Origin of the sequence: Thermosediminibacter litoriperuensis (assembly GCF_008124715.1) — a bacterium.
GTDB lineage: Bacteria > Bacillota > Thermosediminibacteria > Thermosediminibacterales > Thermosediminibacteraceae > Thermosediminibacter > Thermosediminibacter litoriperuensis.
Genome location: NZ_VNHO01000040.1, coordinates 1 through 13,271, shown reverse-complemented (window position 1 = coordinate 13,271; position 13,271 = coordinate 1). Strand labels below are relative to the sequence as shown.

Here is a 13,271-nt window from a genome sequence, read left to right as displayed (position 1 = left end):
ACCAGATCTTCTGATCTGCGACGAATGGGGCTATGTTCCTTTGGACCGCGAAGGAGCGCAGCTACTTTTTCAGGTGATTTCGGACTGCTATGAACGTCGCAGTGTAGTAATTACCACTAACCTGGAATTCAGCCGCTGGGCGAGCATTTTCTACGATGAGCAGATGACAGCAGCAATGATTGACCGGCTAATACACCACAGTTACCTATTGATCTTTGATGGTCAAAGCTACCGGATGAGGCAATCACTCATGAGGCAATTAAGTTAACATAAAAATTCCCCACCGGTGCCTGGGGAAAAACCTTTGCAAAAATGGGGAATTTCCTCTTGCAAAAAACAAATATTACTTAAATACTATATTCTATAACCGTTTCCCTATCCCTTCTTTTTAATGCTGTTTTTATAAAAAATTTCCAGGAAGGATCTACTCGGCCTCCGCTATCGTCGGGCTTTGCCCCAGTTTTCTTTTGCCATTAAAGTAATCGGTAGTTATATTAAAAAAATACGCATTGCCAATTATTGTTTTATCTATCTCTGTCATATTTAATATTATCATGTCGATTTGTTATAACCTCTTTCAGTTTTTTACCGTTATTCACTTTTTTGTTTAATTTTGTTATGATTAAAACAAAATTGGATATTATAAACAAGTTATGTTTTAAGGGAGTTGATTTCCAATGGGTAAAGATTTGATAGATGAAGCAATTAATTATTTTACTGTTTTAAAAGAACAAAATAAAATGTATGCTCACGGCAGCAATTTATATAAAAAAATAATTACAGAACATAAAGAAAAAAGCAGTAAAATCGGGTATCTTGCAGATGTTTTTCAGAAATATCGTTGTTGGAAACAAAAATCAGAAGAATTGAGCATGTTGTTGTTAAAACAAGAAAAAAAACAAGAAATAATGCAGAAATTGGTATTACAATTTAATGGATATAAAGATTTTATTGCGGAAATTAACGGAAAACTTCTTAAATATTCTGTTCAGTCAAAGTTCGAATCGAGCGTACTCGAAGAATTTGTCTCCATATTATTTAAGCCTTTAGTAGACGAAAAAGGAGGAAAAAATTATTTTATCGGCAACATCAGAGCTTACAGTAATTTATACTTTTCTCCAAGAAGTTTTAAAGATTTTAAAACAAATCCTTCAATAAAAATAAACCAGAAAGACCAAGATTTTGCTATTTACAGAAAGGTAATGTTAACAATAGAAAACAAAAGTTATGAAATATGTGTTCCCGTTGTATCAATGGAATGCAAGACATATCTTGACAAGACTATGCTTGAAGGTTCTGTTGCAACAGCAGAAAAAATCAAAATGGGAAATCCCTATTGTTTATTTTTTATTGTTACGGAAACTTACAATGTTGACTATAAAGTAGATCCTTCCTATTCGAGAATAGATGCTATATTTGTATTAAGAAAACAAAAAAGAACTCGTAGCGGTAGTATAAATCCTATCCGATACGAAGTTGTGTGGGACCTTTATGAATGTACAAGAAAACATATAGAATCTGATTGGAGCAATATTGAAGAAAACATTCAGAAATACGGCAGAGTTATCTAACTTAGACTTTTTAAAGCTTTTTCGCAATATCTTTTTGATATATCTATTCCGACAAACTTTCTATTTAGCTTTTTTGCTGTAATTTTATGCTCGAAAAAGCAAGAAACTCCCTATTATACCTTTCTTTTTCTGCCGTCAGAACAGGAATGGCTTTTAAAAACCGGCGTGAACGTAAAGATAATTTCAGAAAGACTCGGAACTAACCGAAAAGGCTTCCGGGAAAAATCCCGGAAGCCTTATGTTCTCTGGAGCTGATGGTGGGATTCGAACCCACGACCTGCGCATTACGAGTGCGCTGCTCTGCCACTGAGCCACATCAGCCCGCAATATATATTTTACCCCCTTAATGGCGCCAAGTCAACAATTTTATGTTGTGCTTTAATAAGTATATATTGTGGGTTAATTGTAAAATTAAATGCGACAGTAAAAAAAGTTGAACCATAGCGTGAAACCCGATATGATGTTGGTTGGCAAAAAACTAACACATATGGAGGGTTTCAGCTATGGTTCTTACTAAAGAGTATACCACATCACCCGCACTTTTAAACACCTTACACCCTACGAAAGAGGTAAAATTTGTGCCCTGCTCAAAGAAGGTTTCTCACCAACTCAAATCGCTAAAAAACTCGGCCGTCATCGCAGTACTATTTACCGCGAAATCAAGCGTGGTACAACGACTCAACTTCGCACAGATCTAACTACATACAGTGCTTACTTCCCGGAAACCGGCCAGGCAGTGTATGAAAAGAACCGTTCTGCCTGCGGCAGGAAAAGCAAAGTTCTCCAAGTCGATCCCTTTCTCCGATATGCCGAACAAAAGATACTAAAGGATAAATGGTCACCTGATGTTGTGGTAGGAACTGCTCGCCGGGAAAAAATCTTTGACCCTTCATCCATGGTTTGCAGTAAAACCCTCTACAATTACATCGACCGCTGCTTGCTTAAAGTTCGCAATATCGACCTTTTCATAAAAACCAGACGTAAACCAAAAAAGAACGTTTCTCGAAATCACAAGCGTCTTTACGGCAAGAGTATTAGCGAGCGGCCTGACCGCATCGAAAAGCGCGAGGAATTCGGCCACTGGGAAATTGATACAGTCCTCGGAAAACGCTCTAACGACCATGTTCTGCTGACCTTAACGGAAAGAAAAACTCGCTATCACCTGCTTTTCCCATTGGCAAACAAAACTGCTGAGGCAGTGGATGAAGCGTTAAAACGCCTAAAATGTCAATATGGTCCTATCTTTTTCAAAGCATTACTGCGGATAACGGTAGTGAGTTTGCCAATCTAAATGTCCACGGGATTGAAATCTATTATGCTCATCCCTACTCTGCCTGGGAACGGGCCACCAATGAGCGGCACAATGGCCTAATCAGGCGGTTAATTCCTAAGGGAACAGCTATCAAGGAATTATCGTTTTCACAAATCGAACGGGTGCAGAATTGGTGTAATACTCTGCCCAGAAAAAGCCTGGGCTACCGGCAACCAGCAGAGCTCTTTTTTCGGGAAATAAAGCGGCTAACTTCTTAATTTCAATATTCATGATTGAGAAACCCAACTCATTCGGGTTTCCAAAAAATGTGTCGCATTTAATATTGCAATTTAAGAGTATATATTGTGATAAAATATTTGCAGGCATAAGCGTTTTTACCATCAGGTAATATATGGTTATTTTTCATAATATATTCCCTGTATTCTTTTGAAATAAATAAATATTAATTAATTAAAAGGAAAATTCACAATGCTTGTCGAATTATATACATAAATAAATCTTGCTCATCTTTGACGAGGAGGTGGTTAGCCGTTAAATACAAAAAGATAGCGAGGGGACAACGTTGTTAATGGGGGGCAATTAAGAAATTAAAGGAGGATTTTTGATGACCCTTGCTCACTGGATTTACGCTCTGGGAACCCTGGCGGTTGTTATCACTATGATCCTTAGGCGAAATGTGGTTATACCGTGCATCCTCTCCACATTCCTGATAGGTCTGATATTCACGGGTTCCCTTGTGGGTGCGGTAACCGTGGTATTCAGGGCAAATCTAGCGGCCCTCTCGGAACTCGGCAGTATATTTGTTATAATCGGCCTCATGGTTGCAATGTTGAAATCATTGAGTGTCACCGGAGCCGACGAGCTCCTGGTATCTCCTCTGAAAAAACTCATGGTATCGCCCTTAATTAGCTATGTGCTCTTGGTATTATCCACGTACGCAATATCACTGTTCTTCTGGCCTACACCCGCAGTGCCTCTGATCGGCGCGCTGCTGGTGCCGGCGGCGGTACAAGCCGGACTCCCCCCGATGGCCGCAGCTATGGCCATAGCGCTGGCCGGGCAGGGAATGGCGCTCTCGGGGGACTTCGTCATCCAAGGTGCTCCCGGTCTTTCCGCCAAGTCCGCCAGTATACCCGTCCCGCTGGTCACGAGCGATGTAGCAATCCTCTCGCTGGTCACCGGTATTACCGCAACTATTTTAGGTTATTTTATGATGAGGAAAGATATTGAAATATTCAGGTCTGACGGAATAAGGGAGGCAGTGGCTTCCGGTGAAACCCACCCGGCCATGCAGATTCAAACAAAAGAGAGAAAGGGACAAAATTTTGCGGCATTTCTCGTAATGCTTCTCGTAGTGGCCATGGCGGCGGTGGTTTTTTCAATGTTTCGCTTTAATATAAAGGGCGGTGACGCTTCAGCACTCCTCGGCGGTACCGCTATCCTCATCATGACTATCGCCACCCTGCTGGTGGAAGGTGCAGCGGGTCTCGACAAAATCGCAGACCACCTGACCGACGGTCTTGTGTTCGCTTTTAAAGTCATGGGACAGATACTCCCCATCGCGGGATTTTTCTTCCTGGGCAATCCCGAAGCCGTCGTCAACATCATGGGCGAAGGGGCCCCCGGCTACCTGTTTGACATCGGCAAGATGCTGGCAAACTTTATTCCCGCCCAGGGGTTCCTAGCCGCCTTCGGCATGTTGATACTCGGTATAATTACGGGGCTTGACGGCTCCGGCTTCTCAGGCCTGCCCATGACCGGCACGCTGGCTGGAGCCATGGCCGCCGGCAACCAATCGGCGGCATCGGCGCTGGCAGCCATAGGGCAGATAGGCGCCATTTGGACCGGCGGTGGTACCATTATCGCCTGGAGCTCTCTGGTGGCTGTAGCGGGTATAGTGGGGGTGCCCGTGCTGGATCTGGTGCGCAAAAACTTCATACCGGTCATCACCGGCATGATTGTATCCACTATCGTGGCGGTGCTATTCCTGATGTAGCCGAAAGAGCGCGGGGCAAGAGCCCCGCCATTTTTATTCCCGGCATGAGCTAGACTATAACTCTTGTTATGAATACGACTATCTGCGACGCGGGCAGGAAGATGAGCTGGCTTAAGACAGTGCCAAGAATTTTCCCTGCCACCAGCAGCACCACCATGGTATTCGCCTCCTGCCTTTCCCGCAGGCCCTGCAGGGTCTGGTCTGTAATCATGGCGGCTTGAGGGTCGACGACCACGGCCAGCAGAATGGTGGCTGCCCCGTTTATTATTCCCGAAAGCTGGCTGGCGGTGATGCGGTAATCCGGCACCAGGGCTCCGGCATAAATAGCCGCCAGCACGCCGATGGTCGATACGGCAGTAATAAAAAGATTCAACAGTAAAAAGGTCGGTGGAATCCGGTCCAGTTTCAGGCGCTTCAGGATGCCGAAACCCGGTTTTTTTAAGCTGCTCCTGATCTTTCTGAAGGACCCCTGATACACCACGGTGCCGAGCAGGCCGGGCACGGACCCCGCCCGCTCCAGGGCTATTATCCCCTTTGAAAAAATTTCCACAAAGCTGGGTATCAATGCCGCCCCGATAATACTCCCCACCGTGGCCGAGAGTATTATTATCCTGAAGCTCTTGAGCAGCATACCCACCTGGCCCCCGGCTATGGCCCTATCCACCATGCTCCCCAGCAGGGGCGCCTGTATCATATTGGCCGTCCTGGCTGCCAGCACGATTATATTAAAAAGCGATAAGGCCATGGCAAGCCTTTTGGTCCTTATACCGGCAAGCCTTACGGAGTAGGACAGGGTGTCGATCATATGTATGGTTGCTGTAAAAAGAATAACCGCAATCAGTTTTTCCGCGTTTTCCCCCATCTTTTAATCTCTCCTGATTCTTATTTAGTGCACCTTAGCTGCATCCTGCAAAGGAAAACTCACCGGATATTCTCTTCCTGCATATTATAAACTAGGCCTGAGAGTAAATCAAGGATACTGCACGATTGTGCAGTCGTACAAGAAAAGCTGACATCGAGGGGTATTTAATCGGTAAAACTTTAAAAGCCGGGCGTAACTTCCCGCCCGGCTTTTCGTTTACCTAAGGTTTGTAATCTGGTGCAGCACCTGGGTTGCGCTCTGGATATCGCTATTCAGCATCTGCTCCGGTGAGGTGTTGGCGTTGTAATAGCCTTTCTTTTTAGCGAAGTTGAAAACCCTCTCCTGGGCTTCCTGAGCCATCTGCAGCTGCTTTGCCAGCACCTCCCTTAGCTGGGGAGTGGCAGCCTCGTTCACCGCCCTGGCATAGGCCATTACCTCCGCCTTGGCTGTATTCAAAAGATCGAGCGTTATAGCCCTGTCGTCGATCATTTTAAGCCCTCCCTTTCCTGATAATATCTTACCCGATGGTCTGCTGGAGTTCGGTAATCATTTGTCGACTCTCGATGAGACTTGTTTTTATTAAATCTTTCAGGTCCGGGTCCTTTGCCATGTCGAGGTATGATATCTCCTTTTGCATGCAGAGGGTTTTAAGAGAAAGAATTTCGTGCACCTCCAGGGCTTCGTGAGCAGCCAGATTCAGCTTCATGCTTTCACCTCCCGAAAAACTTCTACAAGTATGATTTCCTCAAAGCCGGATATTCATTCTATAAATTTTGCGCATAACCCAACGCTAAATAAGGAAAATTATAATTGAAAAAAAAAAAAATAAAAGGAGGTATCCAGATGGCCAGGATTCACTGCAGCGTTTCCAACTGCCATTACTGGAAGAGCGGGAATATCTGCGACGCTTCGGAAATCATGATCACTTCCGATAAGTTCGGGGACCGGATGCCCGACAGCTTCGACGCCCCCCAGGCTTCAAACGCTCCCCAGACCCCGGTATCCACGTGCATGGAGACCTGCTGCAAAACTTTCGTCGAGTCCCAGAACGCGGCCAAGAATGTCGACGGGATATACAGAAAATAGCGCACCTTTCAGTGCGCTATTTCATTTCCTGCTTATATCGACCCAGATAAGGTCCTTGACGAGACCCGCATATATTTCGGCCATATCCCTTTGGTACAGGTTTACATTCTCGCTGTTTATCAACTTCTCGAAAAAGGCCATGACATCCTCATAGTTCAAGGAGTAATTTTCGGCCATGTTTTCACTCCATCCTTATAAAAGATAGATTTTATACATAATATGCAAAAAAACGGCTGCAGTACTACCACAGCCGTTCGGGGTCAAAGTGATACTACCCTCCCTTCCCCCAGCGTGTGATAGCGCTCCACCTGAAGCCCGGGAAGCTTCAAGTGACAGTACCGCACCTGTTCGGTGCAGTCCCAGCCCAGCCGCCTGCCGGCCGCAGGGCTTCGGCGGCGACCCCTTTCACCCGCTTCACCGGCTGCCGCCTCCCGCGGGTTACTATTGGTGCACCGCGCCTCTACCGCACCCCTTATCGAGATGAGGTAATCTGTTTTTTTCAAATTTAATAATTTTATTTTATATTGATGAGCGGCAAAAGTCAATAAAAAATGCGCCTTTCCGGCGCATTTCCCTGCTATTTTGTGGTTATTACCTCTATACCGCCCATGTATGGCCTCAGCACCTCCGGTATTATCACCGACCCGTCGGGCTGCTGGTAGTTTTCCAGTACTGCAGCGGTCGTCCTGCCCACCGCCAGGCCGGAGCCGTTGAGGGTGTGAACGTACTGGGGTTTCGCACCCTTTTCCGGCCTGTATCTGATACCGGCCCTGCGGGCCTGGTAATCCTTGAAATTGCTGCACGACGAGATTTCCACGTAGCGGTTGTAGCTCGGCATCCAGACCTCAATATCATACGTCTTTGACGAGGCGAATCCCAGATCGCCGGTGCATAGAGCCATAACTCTGTAGGGCAGTCCCAAGAGCTGCAGCACCTCTTCCGCGTCTCTGGTTAGTTTTTCCAGTTCCTCCATGGACTTTTCCGGTTCGGTAAATTTCACCAGCTCCACCTTATTGAACTGGTGCTGCCTTATGATACCCCGGGTGTCCCTGCCGGCTGACCCGGCTTCGGCTCTGAAGCATCCGCTGTAGGCCACGTAGTATATGGGCAGATCTTCTTTTTCCAGGATTTCGTTCATGTGCAGGTTAGTCACCGGCACTTCCGCGGTAGGAATAAGGAAATAATCCGGGTTGTTGAAGAGCTTGAAGGCCTCCTCTTCAAATTTGGGCAATTGGCCGGTGCCCGTCATACTGGCCCGGTTTACAATAAAGGGCGGGAATATCTCTTTATACCCGTGCTTTTCTATGTGCAGATCCAGCATGAAGTTAATCAACGCCCTCTCCAACCTGGCCCCGGCCCCCTTGTAGACCACAAACCTGGAGCCGGTTATCTTGGAAGCCCGCTCGAAGTCCAATATATCCAGAGCCTCGCCCACCTCCCAGTGGGGCCTGGGGTCGAAGTCAAACTTTCGGGGCTCGCCCCACCGCCTCATTTCCACGTTATCGGCGTCACTGGCTCCCACGGGCACCGATTCGTCGGGTATGTTGGGGATCATAAGCAGGATCTGTTCTAGTTTCCCCTCAATCTCCTTCACCCGGTCGTCCATTTCCTTAATCCTGCCGGATACCTCCTTCATCTGCTGTATGAGATCGTCGGCCGGTTCACCCTGCTTCTTCCTGCGGGCTATTTCCTCCGACTCCCTGTTGCGCAGGCTCTTTAGCTGCTCCACTTCGACCAAAAGGTTCCTGCGCTCCTCGTCGAGTTTTAAAAACTCTTCCAGGTTTGCCTGGGCACCCCTCTTCTCCAGGGCCCGCTTTACTTCATCGGGGTTTGAGCGGATCATTTTAATATCTAACATAGCCTGACCTCCTTTTTTTTATCAAAACATATAAATAAAAAAATCCTCTCCCCATAGGGGCGAGAGGATTTTCTCGCGGTGCCACCCTTCTTGTCGCTCAATCTCGGTAACGGCATCGGCCGGCACCCCCTACTTATGCTCCGCATGTTCGAAGGTGCTGCTTCGGGGCGGAATTCCGCACATCCCCATACCGGCTCGCACCGGCCGCCGGCTCTCTTAAAGGAGAAGGTGCGGCTTTCCCCTGCATCGCATTTTGCCTGTTTTTTTAAATTATTATATCAAACTTTCCTGAAAAATCAACTTACAGTTTCGATTTGTCTCTTTTTATAGTATAATAACAAAAGAGACCGCACATGGAGGTATATGTATGAACGAATCCATTAAAAAACTGGCCTTTATGAGTCTTTTCATGGCCCTGCTAGTCATAGCTACAGCTATACTGAGCTTCCCCGTACCCAATTTTAACCTGTACTTCAATCTCGGTGAGTCGGTAATATACCTCGTAGCCCTGATTTACGGCGGCATCCCTGCGGCAATAATAGGAGGTGTGGGCTCCGCCCTGGCCGACATTCTGAAGGGTTACCCGGTATGGGCCCCCATTACATTTTTTATCAAAGGTATCGAGGGTTTCATAGCCGGCACCTTTGCCCGGAGGTCTAAGCCGTACACCGGCGTGGTCCTGGGGGCGGCCTTTATGATGACCGGCTACGCCATAGCCGCCTGGAGGCTTTACGGTATCGGGGCGGTGCCGGTAGAGCTGGCCGGCGACTTTATGCAGGTTTCGGTGGGAGCTATCATAGCCCTGTTCCTGCACCGGCGGCTGAAAAACTTATCCTTCGACGATCAAGATAAATTCTAGGACGGTGGATCATGAAAACCGGTAAAATACCTCCTGATATCTTAAGGAAAGCCGTATACCCTTTCCTGGGCAAAAAGAGGAACGAAGTACTGGTGCATTCCGGATTCGGCGAGGACTGCTGTATAATAGATTTCGGCGAGTACGTGGCCGTAGCATCCACAGACCCGATTACAGCCGCCGACACGGCGGGAGGGTATCTGGCCGTCTTCGTGGCATGCAACGATATTGCAGCCTGCGGTGCCCGTCCCATCGGTATTCTGGTAACCCTGCTCCTGCCCGAGGGAAGCGGCGAGGATACGCTGGCCCGGATCATGGAGAACGTACATAAAGCCTGCCAAAAAATAGGAATAGAAGTGTTGGGAGGCCACAGCGAGGTCACTCCTGCGGTAACAAAACCGGTAATCTCGGCTACGGCCATAGGCATGGCAAAAAGGGAGAGTTTTGTGACATCGGCCGGTGCAAGGCCCGGCGATGATGTGATAGTTACTAAATTTATCGGCCTTGAAGGCACCGCCGTGCTGGCGCTGGATTTTGAGGAATACTTGCGGGGGAAGCTCCCCGGCGAATTGATCAAAAGAGCCCAGAGCTTTATAGATAACATCAGCGTCATTCAGGACGGCCTTACGGCTGCCGGTGCAGGAGCCACCGCAATGCACGATATCACCGAAGGCGGCCTTCTGGGGGCTCTTTGGGAACTGGCTGAAGCGTCCGGCGTAGGTGTCGAAATATATCGCGACAGGATCCCGGTTCTCCCCGAAACCGCAGCAGTGTGCCGCGTTTTCGACATAAACCCCCTGGGGCTCATATCCAGCGGGTCCATGCTCATCTGCTCCGGAGACGGGCAGAAGGTGGTGGATGCTCTTCAGGAAAAGTCAATCCCTGCAGCGGTCATAGGGAAGATCACCAACGGCGGCAGGTTTATCCTGGACGGCGAAAAAAAGATTCCCATAGTGCCTACGGAAAGGGACGAACTTTATATAGCTATAGAAAATGTGAAAAATCTAAAGAAAAATTAAAGTGCCGGAAACCGGCACTTATTCTTTTATCACAATGATACTCTTTGCGATAGTCTCATCGGCGGCTATCTGGGTATTGCCGACCTTTATGACATAAGAGGGGAATTTCTGTACCAGGCACACCCTCATTCCGGGAAGCACCCCCAGCGCCATGAGCTTTTTTAGAATTCCGCTGTTGGGAGCGTTTATTCGCGCGATCGCCGCCCTTTCTCCTACCGTCAACTGTGTAAGATCCTTTTCACCGGCCATTTTCCTTATCCCTCCTGCGCTTCAACCATTTGAAAAATCCGCTGGGCTTCGCCATCTCGTAGCCGCACCTGGGGCACTTCACTTTTCCGCAGCGGCCGCTCATAGGGCAGCCGCCACAGGTCCTGGCGCCCTGTTCTTCCTCGTCGAATTCGTGACCGCAAAAACCGCACTTCATGCTACAGCACCATCCCGGCCGCTTTCAGGATCATGTTCAGTACATATCCCGCCAGGAAGGCGAAGGGAAATATGAAAGCCATTATGGCCAGAGTCGTCTTCACGCCGCGCTCCTTGAGCATTACAGCAAACTGAGCTATACACGGCACGAACAGCGTCAGCGTGACCGACGCTACAACCATCTGTACGCCGTCCAGGATCCCTGCTTTCTGCAGGTCGTAAAGGCCGGCTGCACCGTAGTCTCTGCGGAAGAACCCGAACAGGAAAGCCTGGGCCGTTTGAGGTGGTAGACCCAAAGCACCCATTAGGGAATCGGCTCCCTGTACAAGCGCGTCGAAAGTTCCCGTCATTCTACCGATCCATATGAGCACACTGGCGATTATGAATATAGGCACGATTTCAAGGAAATACCACTGCATACGCGATACCGTCTTTTCAATTATATTACCGGCTCTCGGCAGCCTCAAAGGAGGTATTTCCATGTAAAATACGGGCCTTTCTCCCGGCAGCACCTGGGCTGCAAGATACCCCACCAGCAGGAAAACTAAAGCTATGAATACGACCCATATAGCCAGGGCCCCCGGCCTGCCGGACAGCAGTCCCATTATAACGCCCAACTGGGCCGAACACGGTATCGCCAGGGCCAAAAGCAGTGTAGCTATCACCCTCTCCCGCCTGGTCTCCAGCGTCCTGCTCACCAGGGTCGCCATAGTGTCGCAACCGAATCCCAGGGTCAAGGGTATCACGGCTCTACCGTTTAACCCGATGGACTTGAACACCCGGTCTACCAGGAGTGCAAGCCTCGGCAGGTAACCGGAGTCCTCGATCACTGAAAACATCAGGAAAAAGGTACCTACGATAGGCAGTATTATTGCCACTGCATACCTTATGCCCAGCGTTATTATGCCGTACTCCATTGCCAGCAACTCCTGCACGGCCCTGTTGGGGATGTAGGCTTCCACCACAGAGTTTACCCAGGGGTTTATATAGTTCTCAAAGATGCTGCCTTCTATGAAATCTACAAGAGTTCCGGCGCCGAACTCGCCGACGAATTTGTAAAGCCCGAAATAGAGAACCAGCAGGAGTATCGGTATCCCGGTAACCGGCTGGACGGTTATTCGGTCCAACCAGGACCCGATGGACGACCTTGATTTATCCTCCGCCCTCACGACCTGTGATACTATCTCATCTACCTTTTTCTGGCGCTGCATTGTTATGACGTAATGCATCGGTTCTGAAAATTTCTTCTGGGTCCTCCTTATAACCTCCTGTATCTCCGGGAAGGAGGCTTCCCTCGAACGTACCAGCTCTGTTATTTCTCCGTCCTCCTGCAGCAGCAGTAGGGCCACGGAGCGCTTGGAAACTTTGTAGTTCGATTTTAATAGCTTTTCTATCTCTCCCACGGCCCTTTCTATGTTGTCGTCGTATTTAAAGGGATGTACATTGTTCTCAAGCAGCTCGTTTTTTAACATACTCCGCCACCTTCTTCCTCATTTGGTCCATGCCTCTGTTCAGAGCGGCAGACGTCCCCACCACGGGTATGCCCAGCAGTGCCGACAGCCTGTCCAGGTCGATTTTTCTCCCCAGTCTTTCCGCCTCGTCCATCATATTCACAACCAGCATTACAGGAAGTCCAGCTTCCTTCAGCTGCAGAGTCATAGAAAGCATTCTCTCTATATTTTTGGCGTCTGCCACATGAACGACGATATCAGGTCTCTCGTTTAAAAGCAGTGTCCTCGTAACCCTTTCTTCCTCGGTAATCGGCATCATCGAATACATACCGGGCGTATCGATTACCTCGAATAGTTCGCCGCCGATCCAGCCGGTGCCTCTGAAAACCTCCACTGTTGTACCCGGATAGTTGGACACCGTCACGTAAGCCCCGGTGAGTCTGTTAAATATGACGCTCTTTCCCACGTTAGGGGTTCCCACCAACACCAGTTTCTTTCTGGTAGTACAGTCCTGGTGAGTAAAAGCACTGTCTTGCCTTCTCCTGAAAAATCTCGAAAAAATGCTCCGCCTGTGGCTGCAACAGTCCATGACCTTCTCCTCCTTTGATAATCATTCTCATTTGAAGCGCAAAAAAATTTATCCCAATATTTATTTACTGAACCGGTTGTTTTTTTATACCTGGGATATTTGAGAAACGTTTTCATTATGGCACATCTATATTATATGACATTGGGAGGCACCTGTCAATTATTTTAATTATTACTAAATCAATTTATTTTCTATGGTTAATTGTAAAATTAAATGCGACAGTAAAAAAAGTTGAACCATAGCATGAAACCCGATATGATGTTGGTTGACAAAAAACTAACACATAT

15 protein-coding genes, 1 tRNA gene, 1 pseudogene, 1 riboswitch and 1 other annotated feature are annotated in these 13,271 nt (G+C 47.9%); of the genes and pseudogenes, 7 read left to right on the top strand and 10 right to left on the bottom strand.

Going from position 1 to position 13,271, the window contains the following annotated elements; genetic code table 11:
- Positions 1 to 268: ATP-binding protein (locus LZ11_RS11425; RefSeq protein WP_170240376.1), on the top strand; the 268-nt coding region annotated here is incomplete at its 5' end.
- 409 nt (positions 269 to 677) lie between these two features.
- A complete protein-coding gene (locus LZ11_RS11420) occupies positions 678 to 1,571 on the top strand; it encodes a Bpu10I family restriction endonuclease (RefSeq protein WP_148868001.1) in 894 nt (297 codons plus the stop codon).
- A 246-nt stretch (positions 1,572 to 1,817) separates the two neighbouring features.
- Here the strand turns inward: LZ11_RS11420 and LZ11_RS11415 are convergent.
- A tRNA-Thr gene (locus LZ11_RS11415) sits at positions 1,818 to 1,892 on the bottom strand.
- 182 nt (positions 1,893 to 2,074) lie between these two features.
- Between LZ11_RS11415 and LZ11_RS11410 the strand changes: the two are divergent.
- A pseudogene (locus tag LZ11_RS11410) lies at positions 2,075 to 3,101 on the top strand (IS30 family transposase).
- Positions 3,102 to 3,448: 347 nt separating this feature from the next.
- Positions 3,449 to 4,840: a hypothetical protein gene (locus LZ11_RS11405; RefSeq protein WP_148868000.1), complete on the top strand. Its 1,392-nt coding sequence runs from the start codon at positions 3,449 to 3,451 to the stop codon at positions 4,838 to 4,840.
- Between the two features lie 49 nt (positions 4,841 to 4,889).
- Here LZ11_RS11405 and LZ11_RS11400 read toward each other — a convergent pair whose 3' ends face one another.
- The 3 genes from LZ11_RS11400 to LZ11_RS11390 form a co-directional block, all read right to left on the bottom strand.
- Positions 4,890 to 5,702, bottom strand: coding sequence for a lipid II flippase Amj family protein (locus LZ11_RS11400; RefSeq protein WP_148867999.1), 813 nt, complete (start codon positions 5,700 to 5,702; stop codon positions 4,890 to 4,892).
- A gap of 216 nt (positions 5,703 to 5,918) precedes the next feature.
- Positions 5,919 to 6,191 (bottom strand): spore coat protein, encoded by a 273-nt coding sequence (locus LZ11_RS11395; RefSeq protein ID WP_148867998.1) that lies wholly within the window; start codon positions 6,189 to 6,191, stop codon positions 5,919 to 5,921.
- A 28-nt stretch (positions 6,192 to 6,219) separates the two neighbouring features.
- Positions 6,220 to 6,408 (bottom strand): spore coat protein, encoded by a 189-nt coding sequence (locus LZ11_RS11390; protein WP_148867997.1) that lies wholly within the window; start codon positions 6,406 to 6,408, stop codon positions 6,220 to 6,222.
- 137 nt (positions 6,409 to 6,545) lie between these two features.
- Here LZ11_RS11390 and LZ11_RS11385 point away from each other — a divergent pair, with 137 nt between their 5' ends.
- Positions 6,546 to 6,788 carry a DUF1540 domain-containing protein gene (locus tag LZ11_RS11385; protein ID WP_148867996.1) on the top strand — a complete coding sequence of 81 codons (243 nt, stop codon included), beginning with the start codon at positions 6,546 to 6,548 and terminating at the stop codon, positions 6,786 to 6,788.
- A 21-nt stretch (positions 6,789 to 6,809) separates the two neighbouring features.
- On the opposite strand, the gene LZ11_RS12405 is transcribed toward LZ11_RS11385, so the two are convergent.
- Both LZ11_RS12405 and serS read right to left on the bottom strand, forming a co-directional pair.
- Positions 6,810 to 6,965, bottom strand: a complete 156-nt coding sequence (locus tag LZ11_RS12405) for a hypothetical protein (RefSeq protein ID WP_170240375.1) — start codon at positions 6,963 to 6,965, stop codon at positions 6,810 to 6,812.
- Between the two features lie 112 nt (positions 6,966 to 7,077).
- Positions 7,078 to 7,259, bottom strand: a riboswitch (Lysine riboswitch).
- 106 nt (positions 7,260 to 7,365) lie between these two features.
- Positions 7,366 to 8,646 carry a serine--tRNA ligase gene (serS, locus tag LZ11_RS11375; RefSeq protein WP_148867994.1) on the bottom strand — a complete coding sequence of 427 codons (1,281 nt, stop codon included), beginning with the start codon at positions 8,644 to 8,646 and terminating at the stop codon, positions 7,366 to 7,368.
- A gap of 52 nt (positions 8,647 to 8,698) precedes the next feature.
- Positions 8,699 to 8,902, bottom strand: a binding site (T-box leader).
- A 111-nt stretch (positions 8,903 to 9,013) separates the two neighbouring features.
- Here serS and LZ11_RS11370 point away from each other — a divergent pair.
- Both LZ11_RS11370 and LZ11_RS11365 read left to right on the top strand, forming a co-directional pair.
- Complete coding sequence (locus LZ11_RS11370) at positions 9,014 to 9,505, top strand: ECF transporter S component (protein WP_148867993.1); 492 nt, start codon at positions 9,014 to 9,016, stop codon at positions 9,503 to 9,505.
- 11 nt (positions 9,506 to 9,516) lie between these two features.
- Positions 9,517 to 10,521 carry an AIR synthase family protein gene (locus LZ11_RS11365; protein WP_148867992.1) on the top strand — a complete coding sequence of 335 codons (1,005 nt, stop codon included), beginning with the start codon at positions 9,517 to 9,519 and terminating at the stop codon, positions 10,519 to 10,521.
- Positions 10,522 to 10,539: 18 nt separating this feature from the next.
- On the opposite strand, the gene LZ11_RS11360 is transcribed toward LZ11_RS11365, so the two are convergent.
- From LZ11_RS11360 to LZ11_RS12435, 4 genes are read right to left on the bottom strand one after another with little or no spacing between them, the layout of a single operon-like run.
- On the bottom strand, positions 10,540 to 10,770 hold the full coding sequence (locus tag LZ11_RS11360) for a FeoA family protein (protein WP_148867991.1): 231 nt from the start codon (positions 10,768 to 10,770) through the stop codon (positions 10,540 to 10,542).
- Positions 10,760 to 10,945 carry a hypothetical protein gene (locus tag LZ11_RS11355; RefSeq protein WP_148867990.1) on the bottom strand — a complete coding sequence of 62 codons (186 nt, stop codon included), beginning with the start codon at positions 10,943 to 10,945 and terminating at the stop codon, positions 10,760 to 10,762. Before LZ11_RS11355 ends, LZ11_RS11360 begins: the two co-directional genes overlap by 11 nt.
- 1 nt (position 10,946) lies before the next feature.
- Positions 10,947 to 12,416, bottom strand: a complete 1,470-nt coding sequence (locus LZ11_RS11350; RefSeq protein WP_187695083.1) for a ferrous iron transporter B — start codon at positions 12,414 to 12,416, stop codon at positions 10,947 to 10,949.
- Positions 12,394 to 12,984 carry a FeoB small GTPase domain-containing protein gene (locus LZ11_RS12435; RefSeq protein WP_187695082.1) on the bottom strand — a complete coding sequence of 197 codons (591 nt, stop codon included), beginning with the start codon at positions 12,982 to 12,984 and terminating at the stop codon, positions 12,394 to 12,396. Before LZ11_RS12435 ends, LZ11_RS11350 begins: the two co-directional genes overlap by 23 nt.
- Between the last annotated feature and the right edge of the window lie 287 nt (positions 12,985 to 13,271).